Origin of the sequence: Paenibacillus cremeus, from assembly GCF_007786445.1 — a bacterium.
Lineage (GTDB): Bacteria > Bacillota > Bacilli > Paenibacillales > NBRC-103111 > Paenibacillus_G > Paenibacillus_G cremeus.
On record NZ_VNJI01000001.1, the window covers coordinates 365,778 to 382,109 of the forward strand.

General features: G+C 51.5%; 13 protein-coding genes and 1 riboswitch. Of the genes, 12 read left to right on the top strand and 1 reads right to left on the bottom strand.

All coding sequences use genetic code 11. From position 1 onward, the window contains the following. Positions 1-107: 107 nt before the first annotated feature. Entirely contained in the window at positions 108-692 is a 585-nt protein-coding gene (locus tag FPZ49_RS01610; protein ID WP_144842584.1) for a TetR/AcrR family transcriptional regulator, read from the bottom strand. 377 nt (positions 693-1,069) lie between these two features. Beyond that, positions 1,070-1,190: riboswitch (guanidine-I (ykkC/yxkD leader) on the top strand. Between the two features lie 63 nt (positions 1,191-1,253). On the opposite strand from FPZ49_RS01610, the gene FPZ49_RS01615 reads away from it, so the two are divergent. The 12 genes from FPZ49_RS01615 to FPZ49_RS01670 all read left to right on the top strand — a co-directional run bounded on the left by FPZ49_RS01615 (position 1,254) and on the right by FPZ49_RS01670 (position 16,143). Further along, entirely contained in the window at positions 1,254-2,288 is a 1,035-nt protein-coding gene (locus tag FPZ49_RS01615; protein WP_144842585.1) for an ABC transporter substrate-binding protein, read from the top strand. Positions 2,289-2,337: 49 nt separating this feature from the next. Beyond that, positions 2,338-3,141, top strand: a complete 804-nt coding sequence (locus FPZ49_RS01620) for an ABC transporter permease (protein WP_144842586.1) — start codon at positions 2,338-2,340, stop codon at positions 3,139-3,141. Position 3,142: 1 nt separating this feature from the next. Next, positions 3,143-3,973, top strand: a complete 831-nt coding sequence (locus FPZ49_RS01625) for an ABC transporter ATP-binding protein (protein ID WP_144842587.1) — start codon at positions 3,143-3,145, stop codon at positions 3,971-3,973. Positions 3,974-4,198: 225 nt separating this feature from the next. Next, positions 4,199-5,551, top strand: coding sequence for an Nramp family divalent metal transporter (locus tag FPZ49_RS01630; RefSeq protein ID WP_261381197.1), 1,353 nt, complete (start codon positions 4,199-4,201; stop codon positions 5,549-5,551). A 45-nt stretch (positions 5,552-5,596) separates the two neighbouring features. Next, complete coding sequence (locus FPZ49_RS01635; RefSeq protein ID WP_186445548.1) at positions 5,597-5,890, top strand: FAD-dependent oxidoreductase; 294 nt, start codon at positions 5,597-5,599, stop codon at positions 5,888-5,890. Positions 5,891-6,006: 116 nt separating this feature from the next. Beyond that, entirely contained in the window at positions 6,007-6,774 is a 768-nt protein-coding gene (locus FPZ49_RS01640; protein ID WP_261381198.1) for a ZIP family metal transporter, read from the top strand. 136 nt (positions 6,775-6,910) lie between these two features. After that, positions 6,911-8,584, top strand: a complete 1,674-nt coding sequence (locus tag FPZ49_RS01645; protein ID WP_144842588.1) for a histidine kinase N-terminal 7TM domain-containing diguanylate cyclase — start codon at positions 6,911-6,913, stop codon at positions 8,582-8,584. A 303-nt stretch (positions 8,585-8,887) separates the two neighbouring features. Further along, complete coding sequence (locus FPZ49_RS01650) at positions 8,888-10,018, top strand: ROK family transcriptional regulator (RefSeq protein ID WP_144842589.1); 1,131 nt, start codon at positions 8,888-8,890, stop codon at positions 10,016-10,018. Positions 10,019-10,092: 74 nt separating this feature from the next. Beyond that, a complete protein-coding gene (locus tag FPZ49_RS01655) occupies positions 10,093-11,019 on the top strand; it encodes an ABC transporter permease (protein ID WP_261381208.1) in 927 nt (308 codons plus the stop codon). A 12-nt stretch (positions 11,020-11,031) separates the two neighbouring features. Then, the gene (locus FPZ49_RS01660) at positions 11,032-11,913 is read left to right on the top strand and encodes a carbohydrate ABC transporter permease (protein ID WP_144842590.1); all 882 of its coding nucleotides are present in this window, start codon (positions 11,032-11,034) and stop codon (positions 11,911-11,913) included. Positions 11,914-11,943: 30 nt separating this feature from the next. Further along, a complete protein-coding gene (locus FPZ49_RS01665) occupies positions 11,944-13,584 on the top strand; it encodes an extracellular solute-binding protein (protein WP_144842591.1) in 1,641 nt (546 codons plus the stop codon). 195 nt (positions 13,585-13,779) lie between these two features. Next, complete coding sequence (locus FPZ49_RS01670; RefSeq protein ID WP_144842592.1) at positions 13,780-16,143, top strand: helix-turn-helix domain-containing protein; 2,364 nt, start codon at positions 13,780-13,782, stop codon at positions 16,141-16,143. The last annotated feature ends 189 nt before the right edge of the window (positions 16,144-16,332 follow it).

Sequence of the window (16,332 nt, forward strand, 5' to 3'; positions counted from 1 at the left end):
CGTTGCGGCGTGCGATGTGAGGTGAGAGCGAACAGCAGAGTGGAAAATCCGCGTTGCGGCGTGCTAGGTGGAGCGCATGCATGCCATCGCAACTGCTTCTCCTGCACTCACCGGCTAATGCCGCGCCAATAAATGCGCCAAGCGGCAGCCAGACGCTCGTCGAAGGCATCGCGCCGATACAAATACGATTGTACGAAGCAGCCGTCCATCAGGTAAAAGTACGAGGTCAGCAGCTCCTTCACGCTCCAGCCGCGGACCTGTCCGGCGCTGAGCGCCGCTTCGAATACAGCGGTGAGCGGCTCCGACAGCTGCTGCTCCATCAGCAGAAAGCGTTCCTTCAGCCCGCTGGCGAGAAAGCGCGGCGGAAAGAGCAGCGCCCGCTTCAAGAACGCGGCTCGCTCTCCGCCAAGCTGGAGACCGCCACAATATTCCAGCAGGAGCCGACACAGGATTGCCTCCGTCGTGTCGCACTGCTGCTGGCACTGCTCCAGCACCTGCTGGATCGCCTGCGTGTGCTCGCGAAGCACGTCCTCGAAGGTGAACAGGAACAGCTCCTGCTTGCTTTGAAAATGAGCATACAGCGATGGGGTTTTTAGTCCGACGCGCTGGGCGATGTCCGATAAGGCGGTGCCATCATACCCGCTGCGTACAAACGCATGTAAGGCGGCCTGTTTAATCGCGGTCGTTGACATGGTCAGATCCCCCGCCCGCGGGCTTCAATGGCATCGAGCAGCTTACGAAAGAGGACGGGCAGCAAACGGGGAGGCGAAGTCTCTTGCTTCTTAACGCTTCGATTCGTAAGCATAGGATACCAGCACCTTTCGTATTGAGGGGAGTGGGGCGAGACGATAAAGTCATGTTTCCAATACTCGTCGCCCTATTTGTTAGATATTATAACATGAATGATGACAAAAAGGGAGTAATCAACAAAATTAATGTTAATTATCTTGACATGTAATCGGGAGGTCAGGTAAGATAATGACAACAAAGCTGCAACTGGTCAGCGTAGTAACACGATTCAGTTGTCAGCAAGCTGCAACTGAACGATGTCAGTTGTTTCAGCTTCATACAAGATGTCATCTAGGGTTCCGTAGCCTGTTTGCCCACAATTGCAGCTGGCTAGCTGGTCCAAGAGTTGACACACGGTGACGCGAGCGCCGTGCACACGGAGGGATAAAAACCCGGGAGGATATTTAGCGAAAGCGATATCTTTCCGGGTTTTTGTCGATTCCACAATTCGGGAGGGGTATCGGATGAGAAACGGAAGAAAAATCGGGTTGGTGCTTCTAAGCTTTCTGCTATTGATTGGAGTCCTTTTGGCTGGCTGCGGCGGCAGCAAAGAGACAAGTGCAACAAGCGGCGGAGCTCCGGTGAAGCTGGCGCTCAGTCCTTGGCCGGGCTGGTTCGTATGGTATCTGGTGAAGGAGAAGGGCTTTTTTGAGAAAAATGGAGTGAAGGTCGACCTCGTCTGGTTCCCGGTGTACAGCGATTCGCTCGCGGCCTTGTCGACGGGGAAGGTGGATGCCAACAGCCAGACACTGAGCGATACGCTGGCGCCGGTTAGCAAGGGGATTCCGCTCAAAGGCGTACTCGTCAATGACAATTCGGCAGGCGGAGACGGCATTGTCGTCAAGCCGGGCATCCAATCGCTCAGCGATTTGAAAGGGAAAAAAGTTGCTACCGAGCTGGGCACGGTCGATCATCTGCTGATGCTGACAGCGCTGAATAAGGCAGGGCTCAAGGAAAAGGATGTGAACTATGTGAACATGACGGTGAACGACGCGGGCCCAGCTTTTATCTCGGGCAATCTGGATGCCGCGGTGCTGTGGGAGCCGTTTTTGAGCAAATCGATCGAGGAAGGCAAAGGCAAGCTGCTTTTCTCCTCCAAAGAAACGCCGGGGCTCATTCCCGACCTGCTCGTCTTCCGTGAGGACTTTACCAAGAAGCGCCCGGACGATGTGAAGAAAATTTTGAATGCGTGGTTCGATGCGCTGGAGTATTGGAAAAACAATCCGGAGGAGTCGCTAGCCATCATGGCGAAAGCCGCAGAAACGCCGCTGGACGAATACAAGAAGGGTGTGGACAGCGTGAAAATCTTCAATCTCGACGATAACCTCGGCGCCTTCCGTAAGGGAGAGGACTTCACCTCGCTGCAGTTCACTGGACAAAAAACAGCTGAGTTCCTGAAAGGACTCGATATGCTTTCCTCAGTACCTAAGCTGGAGCCGATTTTGGACGGACATTTTATAGAAGAAGTGGCCAAGGAGCGTAAGGAGCGCAAGCAGTAAATCCGGCTTTAATCTATTGCCAGATGCACAATTGAAAGGGGGGCAAGTCATGAGCAAACGACGCAAAAGTATTTTCCAAATTCGCGGAAATCTAAGCAAGCGGGTATATTATTCAGGCGTCATCGGCATCTTTCTGTTTATTCTGCTCGTTTGGAGCGTGATGAGCTACGGACAACTGGTAGAGCGAACCTTTCTGCCGACACCGGACCAAGTGCTGCTGCAGTTCGGGCATCAGCTCTCCAGCGGGGATTTTTGGGGGCACATCGGCATCAGCATTTACCGGGTGGGAATGGGCTTCCTCCTGGCATGCATTTTGGGCATCCCGCTGGGCATTTTGGCTGGCACGTTCCGGTTCGCGGAAGCGGTGGTGGTGCCGCCGACGGAGTTCATCCGCTACATGCCGGCGACGGCCTTCGTTCCCTTAATTATGGTATGGGCGGGGATCGGTGAAACGGCGAAGGTGCTGGTCATTTTTGTCGGGTGCTTTTTCCAGCTGGTGTTGATGGTGGCGGATAATGCAAGGGCGGTGTCAAACGATCTGCTGCAGGTATCCTATACGATGGGCGCGAAGCGCTGGCAGGTGTTTGAAAAGGTGCTCGTTCCGGCCCTGCTGCCAGATCTCATGAATACGCTGCGGCTCGTGCTCGGCTGGGCGTGGACGTACCTCGTGGTCGCGGAGCTGGTAGCGGCGAATAACGGGCTTGGGTTTGCGATTATGAAGGCCCAGCGGTTTTTGAACACGGATATTATCTTCGTCGGCATTATCGTGATCGGCCTCCTGGGGCTCATAACGGATCGGATGTTTGCATACTGCCATAAGCGGTTTTTTCCATGGCTGGAAGGAGGACGATAAAATGGCGAAGCTAATCTCCAATTATTCGGATTATACGGATACCGAAGAGTCGGCCGGTCTGGGACCGATCAAAATCGAGGCGCAGTCGCTCTCCAAGGTGTACGAAATAGACGGGAAGCGCACCTTCCTGGCGCTCGACAATGTCTCCTTTGACATTCGGCAAAATGAATTCGTCAGCTTCGTCGGCCCATCCGGCTGCGGAAAATCGTCGCTCTTGCGCATCCTGGCGGGTCTCGAAGAATTCACCTCGGGGCAGCTGCACATCTCCGGCAAAGAAATCGAAGGCCCGGGCGCCGACCGCGGGATGGTGTTCCAATCCTACACGCTTTTCCCTTGGCTGACGGTGCGGGAGAACATCGAATTCGGACTTACGCTGAAAAATGTGCCGCTATTCGAGAAACGGCGGATCGCGGATCATTTTATGGAGCTGGTACAGCTGACGCGGTTTGCAAAATCGTATCCGAAGGAGCTGTCGGGCGGCATGAAGCAGCGGGTGGCCATCGCCAGGGCACTAGCGAACAACCCCGAGGTGCTTCTGATGGATGAGCCGTTCGGCGCGCTCGATCCGCAGACGAAAAGCTCGATGCAGGAGATGCTGCTGGACATTTACCGGAAGGAAAAAACGACGGTCGTCTTTATCACGCATGACATCGAGGAGGCCATCGTGCTGTCGGAGCGCATCTATGTGATGCAGGCCCACCCGGGGCGAATCGCCCAAGTGGTGCAGGTGCCGCGGAGTCTGCGCAGCCAACCGGGGGTACGGGACACGGAAGCGTTCATTCAATTGAAAAAACATATTCACGCCTTGATCGGCGGAGATTCGAACCATTAGTTAATCGCAGCGTTCCCGAGCTTCGGAAGTTCGGGGGCGTATTTTTTTGGCGGAAAAGTTGCCCTTGACAAAAATATTTTCGGATGTACAATTTAATTAATCATCTTTTTCCTGATGCAGCATATAACTGTTGATATAGTCGGCAGTTGATTTTTTTTACCATAAAAGTTTCCCTAGGGCAACAAAGTTAGCTTGACCCATAACCGTAATTATGAGGTGAGAAGCATGAAGAAAGAAGGTACTGCGATGGCTTTTGGTGCGGATGACGGATGGAGAAATAAACGGACGCAGCCTACGCTTCCGGAGGTTTATAGATCGCTGCAAATCCCTAAGAAAGGGTCGTGGTTCAAGAAGTTTCTTGCCTTTGCGGGTCCTGGCTATATGGTTGCTGTGGGCTACATGGATCCAGGAAACTGGGCTACGGATATCGCCGGTGGCTCGATGTTCGGGTATACGCTGCTGTCGGTCATTTTGCTGTCCAACCTGATGGCAATTTTGCTTCAGGCCTTGGCAGGAAAGCTCGGGATTGTCACCGGCCGAGACTTGGCGCAAGCTTGCCGCGATCATTACAGCAAGCCTGTAGCGATGGGGCTGTGGGTGCTGTGTGAGCTAGCGATCGCCGCCTGTGATTTGGCCGAGGTGATCGGGTCTGCGATTGCGCTGCAGCTGCTTTTCGGCATCCCACTGATCTACGGGGTCATCATAACGGCGCTCGATGTCCTGATCGTGCTGCTGCTGCAAAATAAAGGCTTCCGTTATATAGAAACGTTAGTTATCATTCTGATCGTCACGATCGGCGGCTGCTTCGCCACTGAAATTTTTCTTTCCAAGCCGGATGTCGGCGGGATTCTGAAAGGGTTTGTGCCCAGCAAGGAAATCGTCATCAACCCTACGATGCTGTATATTGCCATTGGGATTTTAGGAGCTACGGTGATGCCTCACAATCTGTATCTTCACTCGTCTGTAGTGCAAACCCGTCAGATTGAGCAAACCAGCTCAGGCAAGCGGCAGGCGATCAAATATGCGACATGGGATTCTACGATTGCATTGTTTTTCGCTCTATTTATTAACGCGGCGATCTTGATCATTTCCGCAGCGACGTTCCATAAGGCCGGAATGACTCAAGTAGCCGAAATTGGGGAAGCCTATGATCTGTTGACCCCACTGCTTGGAACGACGATCGGCAGTATTTTGTTCGGGGTGGCACTGCTCGCTTCGGGCCAAAACTCGACGCTGACCGGCACCTTGGCAGGCCAGATCGTGATGGAAGGCTTCTTGAATTTCCGCCTTGCGCCATGGCTGCGCCGCTTGATCACGCGGATGATTGCGATCATTCCCGCAGTTATTGTCACAGCGATCTCGGGAGAAAGCGGGACGACACAGCTGCTTATTTTGAGCCAGGTGATTTTATCGCTGCAGCTTTCGTTTGCGGTCATTCCACTGATTCAATTCACCAACGATAAGAGAAAAATGGGCGAGTTCGCCAATCCGCTCTGGCTGAAGGTGCTGGCTTGGATCGTAGCTACGGTTATTGTTGGCTTGAACGCTTACTTGTTATTCCAAACCTTTTTCGGATAAAAAGCTTCTACGCTTCTACTATATAAAGCCCCCTGGTGGGCTTTTTTGCTTTGTTGCAGTGCTACTCTAGAGCTGTGTAAGGAACAGACGAACGAGCAGTGGCTGGAGAACAAGGCTTACGGCCGGAGATCGACCTCGGAACGATGTGATCTTCTGCAGAATGCCTTGCAGCCGGGAACCATCCGCTATGGCTATAAGCTGACGGAGGCAGTGGCGCTGGAATGCGGTCAGCATGCGCTTCATTTTGAGAATGGCGAGCAGGAGACGGTGGATCTGGTGATTGGTGCCGATGGGGCCTTCTCCAAGCTTCGGCCGCTGATCAGCCGTTTGATGAGATGATGGTACAGGTGGAGCAGTAAAGGTGCAGGGGAAAGCCGCGATGATGGGACAGTCCCATCATCGCGGCTTTTATTTTTGTCCTGTCCCGTCGCCATCCGACATAGGATGGAATAGGTGTGAGTAGACAACCATTCCTTTTTTCGAGGTGGATGATGGGCGGATATAACGCATTGTGGGGGTTTTTGGCTTCGTCGGCAGGGCTGCTGATTGGGGGAACGGGGGCCGGGTGGGTCAAGGGACAAAAGGTGCCGCTGGTGTTCTCGCTTTGTGCGGGCATGATCATCGGCCTGGTGGTGCTGGACATTGTACCGGATAGCATCCGGCTGGGCGGATGGCCTCCTGCGGTGGCTGGGCTGCTGGTCGGAGTCTGGGTGTACAGCCAGCTGGAGCGATGGTCGAGACGGGTGATCGTCCTTACGCATGAACCGAAGCAGGAGGTATTCCTTTATTCGGGCGTCCTGATCGCACTAAGCATAGCGATTCATAATGTGCCGACGGGCATCGCACTGGGGGCCAACGCTTCCGAGGCGCTGGCGCGGCCGATGCTGCTGACGATCTTTTTTCATACGATTCCGGAGGGCATCGCGGTGTTCACGCCGCTCATCATGGCCGGCTACGGGCTGATGTCCTTGCTGGTGATTACGCTGGTCGTATCGTTGCCGATCGCCGTCGGAGCTCTGATTGGCGGATCGATCGGGCTCGGCAGCCCGTTGTTGCTCACGCTTGTCATCGCTCTGGCGATGGGGATGACGCTCGCGGTGGCGGTGAAGGAAATGCTGGGCAAAGCGGTGAAGGACTCCTCGCTTGGCTTTTGTGCGTATGGTGCGATAGCGGGGTTTGTACTGATGGCGACGTATTTGCAGCTGGTGAGTCATGGCGGGTGAGGGTGGAGTTGGCGGCATTGGCAAGCCTATGCGATGGGAAGGGTAAAGGGAGGTCTTTTCGTATGATTATTTTCCTATAATTTCCGGGGGGAAACTGATATGATAAACGTATCGTTTTTGAAAGAGGTGCGCGTGGTTGATTTTGTTGTTAAAGCCGGACTTTATCGTCTTTTTAGTTTTGTTATTTCTACTAATCTATTTCTTTGTCACCGTGACGATCACGAGCTTGCATAAGGTGTATTTGTTTTTTCATTTTTGCATGATGCAGTGGTCGCTGTTGCAATTTCTAATCTCTACCGTGAACAGCAGAGAGCTGCAGCTTTTCTTCTTAAAGGCGGCCTTTGTCGATTTGTCGATGGTGGCTATCGGGTGGCTTGCGTTTACCATTTTTTTAACGGGTCATTCGGCTTTTTTGCGGAGCAGAGCGTCGCTGCTGATTTATATCCCGGTACTGCTCGCCGCTATCGGAATTATGCTTAACCCGCACGGCCTGTTCGCGTTGCCTTCACCCACCGATGTCTCAAGAAGAATCTATGGGCCGATTTTTTGGATGACGGTCGTCTTTCTGTTCGGTTATATCGCCGCCTCCGTTATGATCATCTCCCGCGCTCTGAAGTCGGACCTGACCTCCCGCAGTAAAAAAGCGATTAAGCAAGTGCTCTATGGCATTTCCATCCTGTCCTTGCTTGCATTACTCGACATTTTGCTCAATGTGGTCTTTTCGGCCTGGCTGCCGATCATCCCGGGCTTGACTTCGCTCGGTATTTTCATGTCGGTCACGCTCTTCGTCATTTCTCTCCATCGCGATAAAGTGCTGGACATTGCTATCATCGCGCATAAAGATATTGTCAATATGATCCAGCAGGGGATTATGGTGCTGGATGAGAACGAAATCATAATGGATATGAACAAATCGCTGCGCTCGCAGGTGGGGCTGAAAATCAGCGATCGCTTCGATATGCATGCTTTTCTGTCGAGGGCCTACGTGGCCGAAGGACTGGATTCGTTTCTTGAGCACTACCAGAGGTATCCAATGACGAAAGGGAAGCTTGAATTCGTATATGATCCGCTCAAGCAGCACTGCATGACGATTCACGTATCGCCGGTTATCGTTCATGGAGAGAGGATTGGGCGGATTGTCACCTTTGAGGATGTGAGCGAAATCTACCACTTGCTTGAAAAGTCGAGTCTGCAAAATCAGGCTTTGCGCGAACAAAACAAGTCGCTGACGCGAATCCGGGACGAGCTCTCGCAAACCAACGCCAAGCTGGAGCAGCTGGCCGTAATTGACAGCCTGACAGGCTGCTACAATCGGCACTATCTGACCCAGCGGCTGGAGCACGAGGTGCTGAAGAACCAGAGCCAGCGGATTCCGTTCGCTCTGCTTTTGCTGGACATTGACCGGTTTAAGGTCGTCAACGACCAATACGGGCATTTGGTGGGAGATGCCGTAATCTGCAGTACGGTGAACGTGATCCTGCAGGCGCTTCTGCCCCAAGACATTGTGGCTCGTTATGGCGGAGAGGAGCTGCTGATTTATTTGCCCCAAGCGGATGAGGGCGATGCCGACGTATTGGCGGAGCGATTGAGGTCGTCGATCGAGGCCAATGAAATCGAGGTCGGAGAGGATGGTGCAACCCTGTCCGTGACGGTAAGCATGGGGATGCTATCGATCGAGCCATCCGGCGAGATGCCGGCTCTATACTTAAAAGATCTGCTCGCGGCTGCAACGAGGCGCTCTATCAAGCGAAACGGGCGGGGCGCAATCGGATTGTCAGCCGAAGGGCACGACCCGGCGAGGCGACCGTGATTGGCATCGCCGAGAGATAGCACAAATTGTTATAGTATAAGCGAAAATAAAAGCAAAGAAGCGGGCACAAGTTACGCTTCTTTTTTTGGTCTAAAAGGCCAATAAATGAAAAATAAAATTACCTTTATATTAAAGAAAAAGGAAAATTTAGGAGGTAAAACTCAAAACTTGTAGAATATGTCAGTATATTAACTTTCTTTTTCGAATGGAGAAAGTAAGACAATAAGTTGGGAAGTGAGGTCTGAATTGAAGAAAAGAGAGCACAGAAATGGAAGTCAGCAGTTAATTAAGGAAATAAATCAAGTGTTGATTTTCAATGATGTTCGCGAGAGAGGACCGATTTCCCGTTCGCAGCTGGCTAAGGAATTAGGGTTAAGCCCCACGACCGTAACCGTCATCGTAGATTATTTTATGGAGCATGGCTTCCTGATGGAAACAGGAAAAGGCGATTCCAGCGGGGGAAGGAAGCCGATTCTCGTTAAGCTGGCGCCCGATGCGGGCCATGTGATTGCAGTCGACCTGAACCAGAGCAGAGCGGCCATTCTGAATCTGGAGGCTGAAATATTGAGGGTACGCCATTTGCCCGATGCCGGAAAGGAAGGCTGGGTCCGTTCGCTCATTCAGGTCATAAATAGTTTGATTTTGGAGAGTGGAGCCGATTTTCGTTTACTTGGAATCGGTATCGCCGTTCCGGGGATCGTCAGTCTGGATAAAGGGGAAGTGATTACCGCCACCAACTTCAACATCAATCATTTATCGCTGAAGGAAGAGCTGCAGAAGCATTTCCATGTGCCCATTTTGCTGGAAAATGACGCTAACGCAGCGGCCTACGGGGAATATTTGTACGGCTACGGCAAACAGGTTGCTAATTTTGTATACCTGCATGTCGGAAAGGCCGTTGGTGCGGGTTTGTTTCTAGCCGGCAATCTGTTTACCGGCGGGGCAGGAGGAGCAGGGGAACTGGGCCACATTACAGTGGTTGAAGATGGCCCCAAATGCCGCTGCGGTAATCAGGGCTGTCTGGAGTTGATGATCAATGAATCGGCTCTTGCGGACAAATGGCAGGAGTGGGTGACGGACGGAGCGATATATCCGGGCTTGTCCGGGCTGGTGCAGCTAAGCAACAGCGGCCATGGAGGTGCACAGCGTGTGATGAATTATGTAGGGAGCTTGCTTGGCCGAGGGCTTGTGACGCTGATTCATTTGATCAATCCGTCTTTCATCTTATTGGGAGGTGAGCTTGCGTTAAGTAATCCGTATTTGCTGCAAAGGATAAAGAAATACGTCTCGGAGCAAAGTATTCCCATTTTTTCCAGACATGTTGAAATTAAAGAAGGAATGACTCGCTCGAATGCAGGCATTATTGGTGCCGGATCATTGGCATTGCATTATTTTTTCGAGCATTTGCACCTGGAGAAATACATCAGAGCTTAATCGTGATTGGCGCTAATGAAAAGAGATGGAGGTGGAGGGCCGTGGCACAACTATCCGTTACGGATGACCCAAAGCTGAAGACGTATGTTGGTCGCAGGAAACTGCGGCTCCAGCCGTTTTTGAAAAACTGGGAGCTGTATGTGATTATTACTCCCGTATTGCTTTATTTTATTGTTTTTGAATATGTTCCCATGTACGGAGTTCAAATCGCGTTTAAAAACTTTGTGGCGACGAAAGGCATTTGGGGCAGCCCATGGGTCGGTTTTGACCACTTTGAACGCTTTTTTAACAGTTATTTCTTCTGGCGTCTGTTAAAGAACACACTGGGAATCAGTCTGTATCAGCTTGCTGTCGGTTTTCCTGTTCCCATACTATTGGCGCTGATGATGAATGAGCTGCGGCTTGGCGTTTTCAAAAAATTTGTACAAACGGTTACTTATGCTCCCCATTTCTTATCGACCGTCGTTTTAGTCGGCATCATCGTCATTTTTCTATCTCCCCAAAGCGGGATCGTCAATCAAATCATCGTCCATTTGGGCGGACAGCCGATTTCATTTATGACGGAGCCGGGATGGTTTAAATCGATATTCGTGTGGTCCGGGGTGTGGCAGCAAATGGGCTGGGGCTCCATTATTTATTTGGCGGCCCTTGCAGGGATCGACCCGCAATTGCACGAAGCGGCCAAGGTGGACGGAGCCAGCCGGCTGCAGCGGATCTGGCATGTGAATTTAGCCGGAATTATGCCTACCGTCGTGATCCTGCTAATTTTGAATACCGGTTCCATCATGACGGTCGGCTTTGAGAAGGTCTATCTAATGCAGAATGATGTCATCCTCGAAAGTGCGGATGTAATCTCCACGTATGTGTACCGTACGGGAATTATTCAAGCACAATACAGCTTTGCCGCAGCCGTAGGCTTATTTAATTCGGTAATCAATTTAATCATGCTGGTTACGGTGAATTATATCGCCAAACGATTGAATGAAACCAGTCTATGGTAAGGAGGACAGGGGATGGCCCGCAGCCTGGAGGATAAGTGCTTCGATACCGTCAACGGAATATTGCTGGTGTTAATTACTATTATCGTATTATACCCCCTGGTCTTTGTTCTGAGCGCTTCCATCAGCGATCCTTCGGCAGTGGCGAGAGGGGAGCTGTGGCTTCTCCCTAAAGGGGTCAATCTCCAAGGCTATATTAAAGTATTTCAAAATCAGGATATCGTTAGCGGCTACGCCAACACCATTTTGTATACCGTGGTTGGGACCGCCATTAATTTGCTGCTGACGATTTGCGCAGCCTACCCATTATCCCGCAAAGATTTCAAAGGCCGGCATGTCATTACAGGCTTTCTGATGCTGACCTTGTTTTTTAGCGGAGGGATTATTCCGACGTACTTATTGTTGAAAAAGCTCGGCATGCTGGGCACCATTTGGGCAATTGTCATCCCGAATGCGGTAGCGGTGTGGAACGTTATCATCATGAGGACCTTTTTTCAAACCAGCATTCCTTACGAAATTCAAGAATCGGCGGCTATGGATGGATGCAGCAACACCCGGATTCTGTTGTCGATCGTTCTTCCCTTATCGATGCCGATCATCGCCGTCATGCTGCTCTTCTATGCTGTCGGCCACTGGAACGCTTTCTTCAATGCGCTCATGTATTTGACCAACCGCAGTCAATACCCGCTGCAGCTTATTTTGAGGGAAATCCTGATCCAAGGGCAAATGCAGGCCATGCTGGACATGGCGGACGATTCTCTGGCCAAGAAGCTGATGGAAGTGGAAGTCATTAAATACGCGGTCGTCGTCATTGCGAATCTGCCTGTACTATTGCTGTATCCATTTTTGCAAAAATATTTTGTGAAGGGCATCATGATTGGAGCCTTGAAAGGATAATCAACCAATAACGGGTGAGGAGCGTTGTCTATGAAAAAAACGCAATGGACAGCAGTACTATTATCAGCGGTCATTACCGGAGGGATGCTTGCAGGCTGCAGCGACAAGGGAAATGAGTCGGGCGGGGCAGCTGCCCCCAAGGATAGCCCGGGTGCCAAACCGGCGGAGTCCAAATTCAATGCCACCGGCTTTCCGATTGTGAAGGAGCCTCTGAACATGACATTTATGGCGGCCAAGGCTCCGACAACGGCCAACAATTGGAATGAGACGATGCTGTGGCAGGAATACGCCAAAATGACGAATATGCAAATCAATTTTCAGCTGACTCCGTTTGATGCTTTTACAGAAAAGCGCAACCTTGCCTTGGCCAGCGGCGATTTACCTGACGCGATCTTTCTGGCCAGGATGAACACCTCGGACCTGGTGAAGTACGGCGGCCAGGGGACGATTATTAAGCTGAACGATTTGATCGACAAGTACGCCCCGAATTTAAAGAAAATTATGGAGCAGTACCCGGATATTAAAAAGGGGATCACGATGCCGGACGGCAACATCTATAGCTTCCCGAACATTCTGGCTCCTGAGTTTACTTCCGTCCGTTCAGGGAAGCTGTGGATCCGCAAGGATTGGCTTGAGGCGCTGAAAATGCCGGAGCCTTCGACGACGGAGGAGCTTTACAATTACTTGAAAGCCGTGAAGTCGACGGATTTGAATAAAAACGGCAAGGCGGATGAAATCCCGTTGGGAGGAACGAAGATTGCTGATCTGGTGATCCAGTTCAAAGGATACTTCGGCCTGATGAACCGCGGGGCCAATCATCCGTATGTCGATGTGGATCCGGCGAGCAATCAGCTGCGGTTTATCCCGACGGACGACCGGTACAAGGAAATGCTGCAATATTTAAATAAGCTGTACAGTGAAGGCTTGATCGACAAGGATATTATTCCGAACGAGAAGGATCAAAACAAGTTTTTTGCCAAAGGGGCCGAAGGCGTGTACGGCGCTTTAAGAATCAGCAGTCCCTTCACGCTGATGAAGCAAACCAACTACATCGGGCTGCAGACGCTGAAGGGTCCGCGCGGGGAAAAGGTGTATTCCGATTCACGCCCTGCCGTTTCGGGACCTGGGGCCTTTGTGATTACCAATAAAAACAAAAATCCGGAAGCCACGGTTCGTTGGATGGATTATTTCTACGGCGAGGAAGGCAACAAAATGTTTTTCATGGGCTTCAAGGATAAAAGCTACATTGAAAAACCCGATGGCAGTGTAGAATATACCGACGAAATTGTTAAAAATCCGCAAGGGCTAACCTTCGAGCAGGCTTTGGTGAAGTATGTGACTTGGCCGGGGGGCGGATATCCGGGGATCGTCCGCGAGAAATATTTTAAGGGCGCGGAAAGCTTGCCGGAGTCCGTCGATGCAGCCAAAAAGTTTGCGGCGGACATGCCGAAGGAAACTTGGTCCAGCTTCAGCTACACCGACAAGGAAAACGAGAAGATGATCGCACTCAGCACAGATATTCAGACGTATGTGGACGAAATGACGGCTAAATTCATTACCGGTGGCACACCGCTCTCGGACTTCGATAAATTCGTGGCTACGATTAAGAAAATGGGTCTGGATGATTACATGAAGCTGTATCAGGCTGCTTACGAAAGATATAAAAAGTAAGGGAATAGCGTCACCATAGGATATAACAGAAATAGGGGGGCCTCGCTCGAGGCTCCTTTTTGTTACTACTGCAATCTCTCGGATGCGTCCTTCAAGGGGATGGCGCTAAATTATAATTTTTGCCTCTGTAACGCTATGATATAATATTACACAAAGCGTTACGTTCAATGGTTAACCCATCGGAGGAGGCCGGCTATGCTGTCGTTGATTAGACTCGCTTTCTCGAATTTCAAGTTTCGCAGTCTGTTTTTCCGGATCTTGTGCTGGTTTGTCATCGTTTCGATTGTACCGGCTTTGTGCATCGGGTATTTCAGCGGCAGGTTCAGCCAATCCTCCGTTCAGGACGAGGTGAACCGTTCCAGTATTCAGATGCTGGAGCAGACCCGAAGATTGATGGACTTGCTGCTTAATAATGTAGATCAGGTGGCCATTCAGCTAGCGCAATCGAAAGCGCTTCAAAATCCCGCGTCGAGCACGGATTTGGCGGATAAGAACCTGGATAGCGTCAAGGAATATTTGCTGGAAACCTATATTAATTCGCCTTATATTGAATCGATCTATGTTTATTATGCCGGCACGGAGATGGTGCAGAGCCCGCTTACGTATAGCCCGGTCTCGGAAGCCGAGGATGCCGGGTGGCTGCCCTACTACAAAGAGTTGAAAAAAAAGGACGGAACCTGGATCGTCCGGGAGAATCCGGCTTCAGACGAAGGAAGGAACGGCTTTCCGAATCTGGTCACGTTAATTCGCCCGTTCCCGCTGACCGGCACGGAGAAGCTGGGAGCCATTATCATCAACCTGAATCAGCAAGCGTTATTTCAAACCCCGTCTTTGCGCCTGATGCGCCCTGAGGAAGAGATTTGGACGGTGAGCCCTGACGGGCATTACGCGTACAGCAACAAAGACGGACTGAAGGTCAACGAACGGGACTTCTCAGTCATACAGCCCAAGCTTGGCTCTGACGTTATGGCCTTCAGCGGAAAGCTGCGCGGCACTGAATTCGCCTTTACATCCGTAACCTCCCCTTATACGGGATGGAAATATATTGACGTGATTCCCAATGAATCGTTCTACTCCCGAAGCCGTGAGCTGCAGACCTTTATCATCCTGCTTGCTGCTTCCTGTATCGTGGTGGCGATCGGCTTGGCGTTTGTCACTTCCATTCGCATTTATACCCCCATTTATACGCTGATGGAATTCGTTCGCAGCCGGGCAGCCGGCAAACAGGGCTTCAAACCGGTGGAGCACGGCGAAATTTCGGTGCTGTTCTCTGAATTTACGCGATTGTTCGAGAACCGGACGCAGCTGGAGCAGCAGGTTTATCGCGATCAGCCCGTCTTGCGGCAAAGCTTTCTGAATTTGATCCTACATGAACGTACCTCCCGGCACGAGGAGCGTTGGGAGAGGTTTGCTTATTACAATATTCCTGTTGCCAGATACGGCTTCTTCGTGACCATCTTTCGAATTGACAATTATCCATCCTTTGTATCCGCTTACAACAATACCGACCAAAGCTTGATCCGTTACTTTATCGCCAAGCTGGCCGAGGAAGTCGCTGCTGAGCATTGGAATTCCTATAGCTTAAATACGGAAAGCACCGATATTCTGCTCATCTGCAACTTAAGGGAGGCGCCTCCGTCCCTGGAAGCCCTTCGCATGCAGATGGAAGAAACCATGCGCGTCGTCTGCGGAAATGTCCGCCAATACCTAAAGCTGACGGTAAGCGCGGGGCTTGGCGATTGGAAAAGCGACCCGGGTGACATCTCGCTGTCTTTCGAGGAAGCAAAGGAGGCGCTTGAGCTCCGGGTTTTTCAAGGATATGCTTCGCTAAATGCCATCTGGCGGCAGCGAAGGACGGCGGCCTTGGGCTCGGCGCTTAAACCGGTTCAGCAGGCGAAGAAGGAGCTTTACAGACAGTTGAATGAGAGGAACGATGCGCTGCTGAAGGAAAGCTTGAGGCAGCTGGAGTACAAGCTGGTGTCGATGGAGGGGCATTCCTATCAGCTGATCCGTCACGCGGTTTTCCAGTTGTTCTTGGAGCTATATGAGCGCGCAGTGGAGCTCGGCTTGGAGCCGGTGCCGGAAGCAGCCATCATGGAATGGCACCAAGCCTTTATGAATCGGGAAACGGTGGAGCAGCTCATTCACTGTCTCGGTGCGAGCATGACGGAGCTTCAGCAGCGTGTGGAGCGAAGCGCCGCCGCCGAGCCGCCCTCCATCGGCAAGCAGATCGCCGATTATGTGCAGGCTAACTATGCGCATGATATTTCGCTTGGCGGCATTGCCGATCAGCTGCAGATGGACCCTTCCTATGTGAGTCGATTGTTCAAGCAGGAATTTCAAGTCAATTTTCTCGACTATCTGATCTCGGTCCGCATGGCGAAGGCCAAGCAATTGCTCCAGGAAACGGACATGAGCGTCAAGGATATCGGGACAGCGGTCGGCTACACCAACCAACGCAGCTTCAACCGCATCTTCAAAAAGGCGGAGGGCGTTGCTCCGAGCCAATATCGGGAATCCCTCGTGCCGCAGCGGCTCAACATGGACGAAATTTATTGATCTGTCACAAAAGGTGAAGGATGTCAGAAAGAGACCATACGATGAACAGGCTGTACCATGCTCCTTTTTTTCAGGCGGTGTCCGGTTTGTCAGAAATGGTCTCTTTCGTTTGCACCTGGATGCGGCTAAGATGGGGCTGTAACCGATAGCCGGTTTGAACCGCACCGCACCTTATCTATAGGAGGTAGA

What these genes read in the sequence shown, in the direction of transcription:
- FPZ49_RS01610 (WP_144842584.1), bottom strand. Translation starts at nt 692, where the DNA reads ATGTCAACGACCGCGATTAAACAGGCCGCCTTACATGCGTTTGTACGC.
- FPZ49_RS01615 (WP_144842585.1), top strand. Translation starts at nt 1,254, where the DNA reads ATGAGAAACGGAAGAAAAATCGGGTTGGTGCTTCTAAGCTTTCTGCTA.
- FPZ49_RS01620 (WP_144842586.1), top strand. Translation starts at nt 2,338, where the DNA reads ATGAGCAAACGACGCAAAAGTATTTTCCAAATTCGCGGAAATCTAAGC.
- FPZ49_RS01625 (WP_144842587.1), top strand. Translation starts at nt 3,143, where the DNA reads ATGGCGAAGCTAATCTCCAATTATTCGGATTATACGGATACCGAAGAG.
- FPZ49_RS01630 (WP_261381197.1), top strand. Translation starts at nt 4,199, where the DNA reads ATGAAGAAAGAAGGTACTGCGATGGCTTTTGGTGCGGATGACGGATGG.
- FPZ49_RS01660 (WP_144842590.1), top strand. Translation starts at nt 11,032, where the DNA reads ATGGCCCGCAGCCTGGAGGATAAGTGCTTCGATACCGTCAACGGAATA.
- FPZ49_RS01665 (WP_144842591.1), top strand. Translation starts at nt 11,944, where the DNA reads ATGAAAAAAACGCAATGGACAGCAGTACTATTATCAGCGGTCATTACC.
- FPZ49_RS01670 (WP_144842592.1), top strand. Translation starts at nt 13,780, where the DNA reads ATGCTGTCGTTGATTAGACTCGCTTTCTCGAATTTCAAGTTTCGCAGT.